Source organism: Lacicoccus qingdaonensis (genome assembly GCF_900101075.1).
GTDB classification, from domain to species: Bacteria; Bacillota; Bacilli; order Staphylococcales; family Salinicoccaceae; genus Lacicoccus; species Lacicoccus qingdaonensis.
The window spans coordinates 1-3,822 of record NZ_FNFY01000052.1 but is presented as its reverse complement, the minus strand read 5'-3'; the positions used below and the strand labels follow the sequence as shown (position 1 = coordinate 3,822).

The 3,822-nt window shown below is 42.8% G+C and carries 4 protein-coding genes; 2 read left to right on the top strand and 2 right to left on the bottom strand.

Annotated elements, in window-relative coordinates:
• Positions 1 to 122 precede the first annotated feature (122 nt).
• Both BLR15_RS13700 and BLR15_RS13695 read right to left on the bottom strand, forming a co-directional pair.
• On the bottom strand, positions 123 to 1,220 hold the full coding sequence (locus BLR15_RS13700; protein ID WP_281182413.1) for an IS110 family RNA-guided transposase: 1,098 nt from the start codon (positions 1,218 to 1,220) through the stop codon (positions 123 to 125).
• 111 nt (positions 1,221 to 1,331) lie between these two features.
• Positions 1,332 to 2,479 (bottom strand): IS3 family transposase gene (locus BLR15_RS13695; protein WP_281182412.1). Its coding sequence is split into 2 segments (ribosomal slippage): positions 1,332 to 2,215 and positions 2,215 to 2,479, totalling 1,149 coding nucleotides; the frame shifts between segments, so codons are not numbered across the junction.
• A gap of 529 nt (positions 2,480 to 3,008) precedes the next feature.
• On the opposite strand from BLR15_RS13695, the gene BLR15_RS13690 reads away from it, so the two are divergent.
• Both BLR15_RS13690 and BLR15_RS13685 read left to right on the top strand, forming a co-directional pair.
• Complete coding sequence (locus BLR15_RS13690; RefSeq protein WP_092988347.1) at positions 3,009 to 3,266, top strand: type II toxin-antitoxin system Phd/YefM family antitoxin; 258 nt, start codon at positions 3,009 to 3,011, stop codon at positions 3,264 to 3,266.
• Positions 3,266 to 3,535, top strand: coding sequence for a Txe/YoeB family addiction module toxin (locus tag BLR15_RS13685; protein WP_092988345.1), 270 nt, complete (start codon positions 3,266 to 3,268; stop codon positions 3,533 to 3,535). The genes BLR15_RS13690 and BLR15_RS13685 overlap by 1 nt, the downstream gene beginning before the upstream one ends.
• Positions 3,536 to 3,822 lie beyond the last annotated feature (287 nt).

The following is a 3,822-nucleotide window of genomic DNA, read 5'->3' as shown; positions in this document are numbered from 1 at the left end:
AACAAACTTAGACAACATTCATCCACAAATTGCATTGCCGAAAACCGACATTTCTAAATTGCCATAAACCTACATTTTTAAATTGCCGTTGACATAATGGAAATACGAAAAAATTTAAATTGTTAGAGTGCCTTTGGGTTGTGGCCGCAATCCAAGGGCTTTTTTGTCTCATAATGGACACGGTCGGATAGGACCTTATAAATGATGCGGAGCAGCTTGTGGGCACAGGCGACGATGGCTTTCATCTTCGAGCCCCGTGCCGCCATGCGGTGATACAGGGCGCTGAATGCCGCATCCTTGGACCGCCCGGCGGTGCCGCCGCTGGATATGAGTGCGATTTTCAAGTACTTGTTGCCCCGGGTTGTCCGCGAATGGCTGCTTTTCCCGGCACTTTCATTCGATCCCGGGGACACTCCCGCCCATGAAGATAAGTGGCCGACGGTGTGGAAGGCCTCGACATCCGGGCCAATCTCTCCGAGTATGACCGCCGCACTCTGTTTCTTGATGCCGGGAATCTCCATGAGTAATGCATAAGTGTCTGGAAAATGCTCGGAAATGTAGTGCTCGATCGCTGTTTCAATCTTCCCGATTTTTGTTGTATAGAAACGATATTCATCGAGTGAATCATCCAGTAACTGCCGATCGACTGGACTCAGTTTCCCATCCATGGCAGCGCGTATATCTTCAGGAGATGCTTTCACTCTGCCATGCAGACAATCGGAGATATTTTCGAGTGTCAGCACTTCGCCGTTGATGAACAGTTGAAGTAAAGACTGTCCCGATTTTGAAAAGATGTCCGATAGGTATCCGGTGAGTTTAATATTCGCACGCTGGAGAATGTTATGCAGTTCATTTTTGGCCTGTGTGCGTTTTTGGGTGTAACTGAGCCGGCGCCGGGTCATCAACCGTAATGCCATCACTTCAGGATCTGGGATATACGATGATTGAATGAGCCCGCATCGCCCCAGTTGCGCGATCCATTCCGCATCCTTCATATCTGTTTTCCGGCCGGGCACATTTTTGATGCGCTGCGGATTCGCTAATATAATCTGGAAATCTGCTTCTGTGAAGATATTGAACACCGGCAGCCAATACTGCCCGGTACTCTCCATAAACACATCCGTCACTTTGTGTGCGTTTAACCATTCCAGTGCTTGTCGCAATTCATATGTCCGGGTGCCAAATACTTTATGGACTTTCTTGGGACGATTCGTATCCAGTGTACTTCTGTCAAGAATACGGACACATTAAATCGGGACAATCCATCTAATGTGTAATATTTTCATGCCTTATTTATTTTTTACAAGTATTAAATTTAAAATTTGAGACACTTAAGCATACCGTTTTTCGAATTCAATCGGTGACAGATAATCGATATAAGAATGTATTCTTTCGTAGTTATAGAAACTGACGATGTATTCCAGAATGCTCCTGCTTGCGACTGCTCTGGTGGCGTAATTTTCATGATGAATCAGTTCTTTCTTGATGATACTGTGAAACGATTCAATACATGCATTGTCGTAGCAGTTCCCTTTGCGACTCATACTGGTCGTGATACCATTCGCCTGCAGTAAGGCTTGATAGTCCAGCGCTGCATACTGGCTGCCTCTGTCGGAATGATGAATCAAACCCTGGGTGGGTGCCTGGGTCTGAAATGCACGTTTCAGGGCACGAATCACGAGCGCTTTCGTCATTCTGCCAGACATCGCCCAGCCGATGATGCGTCTGGAAAACAGATCCATCACGGTCGCCAGATAAAGCCAGCCTTCTTTCGTCGGGATGTAAGTGATATCTGAGACCCATACTTCGCCACGTCCGCTGACTTTGAAGTCCTGATCCAGCAGATTCGGATAGACCGGCAGATTATGTTTTGAATTTGTGGTGGCCTTATATTTCTTCGCTGTGTTTGAACGAATGCCCATCTCTTTCATATAACGCGTCACAGTGCGTTCGGAAATGCGGATGCCATCCTGACGGAGTATCGCTGTGATTTTCGGGCTGCCATACCGCGCTTTGGATTGCTTGTGGATCTGCCGAATCTTCTCTTTCATCTCTTCTTTCCGTTGCTTCTGTGGTGATTCTGTTCGTCCCATCCATTCATAGAAGCCGCCCTTTGAAACACCGAGGGTGCTGCACATCTTTGATACACGAAATTCGTGCCGGTGGTCTGCGATGAAGCCATAAATCACTTCTGGTCGTTGGTAAAGATGCGCATAGCCTTTTTTAGTATTTTATTCTCTTCCTCCAGATTTCTTAATTGTTTCTGTAAATCCCGCTCTCTCTGATTCTCTGGGCTCAGGTTACCGCTGCCGATGAATGCATCCGTCCCATTGTCTTTATAATTCTCGACCCACTTGCCCACGGTACTCTTTGGAATCTCCAATTCACGGGCCACTGAAGCAATGGTCTTACCATTATCGACCACTAAACTCACTGCCTCCGCCTTAATCTGTTTATCGTAATTCCTGCCTCTAGCCATAATCATGAACACCTTCCGTAAATTTTATATGATACCATTGTATCTTTTTCTGTCTCAATTTACTGTGTCCGGTTTCTAGTCTAACTTCACAGCGGCCCATCCAAAATACAACACACAATGGTCTTCTGATGCCCATCAATTCCACAACACGTTTCTACCATAACCTCCATGAGTGTCTCCCTCCATCTCATATATTGAGTAATGGCGTCGCTTATGAATGATTGTATTTTTATTTTCACGCTCTGGGCGTATTCGTCTTATCGCAACAGATAAGCGGCGCATCCAGTTTTATTTACAGGTTCGGCAAAACCCATTAAAAGCACGGACTTCTATTACTCGCCTCTATTATACTGTAAGAGGAGAAAATTTCTTTCTGTCATGGCTTAGATTGCGAAGCAATCATATAGTTTTATTTATTCAACAACACGGAAGTAATCTCACGATTCTTTAAAACAGGCACTATTTGACATCAAAATCCTTTACGTACGTTATTACGTACGTTAAAATATGAGTGAAGGAGGTTTTTAAATTGATTATTAAGACACCGACAACAGCTCGAGCCGAGTTTTACGATATATTGAAGCAAGTCAATAGAAGCCATAAACCCATTGTGATAAGTGGTAAGAATAGTGAGAATAACGCAGTAATCATCGGTCAAAAAGATTGGGATAGCATACAAGAAACGATGTATTTAGAATCTACAGGCACATTAGATGTTGTTAGAGAGAGAGAAAAAGACGATAGCGGATTTACGAATGTTGAGGATATTGACTGGGATAACCTATAATGACTACTCAGTATCAAGTGCATATCAAAAATTCAGCAAAGAAAGATTTGAAAAAGATCAAACAATCTCAATTAAAAAGTCAATTCCTAGATATTTATAATGTTCTAAAACAAAATCCGTATGAAAATAGTCACTCTTTTGAAAAGCTACAACCAAAACATTTAGGGAGGTATTCAAGAAGAATCAATCATCAACACAGAGTGGTATACACTGTCGATGAAAAAGAAAAACAAGTATATATATATTCAGCCTGGTCGCACTATGAATAAATCATAGTGCGATTTTTCTTTCAAGAGCATTGAAGCAAGAAAGTGATTCCTCACTTTCTTTCAGCAGTGAAAGATGTTGTGTTTACAGACATACACTATCAACTGCACGATCAGATCGCAACGACAAGCACTATCGTGTACTCCGTATCGTTGACAATCTTCTCGATGCGTTGATTTACGTGCATTGTAAACAAGGTTCTGTTGCAAAGTTGAATTTATAGTATAATTTTAACAAAAAGGAGTCTTCTGTATGAACTATTTCAGATATAAACAATTTAACAAGGATG

Excerpts from the sequence above, each read along its gene's own strand:
- BLR15_RS13685 (WP_092988345.1), top strand. The coding sequence starts at position 3,266 with ATGACTACTCAGTATCAAGTGCATATCAAAAATTCAGCAAAGAAAGAT.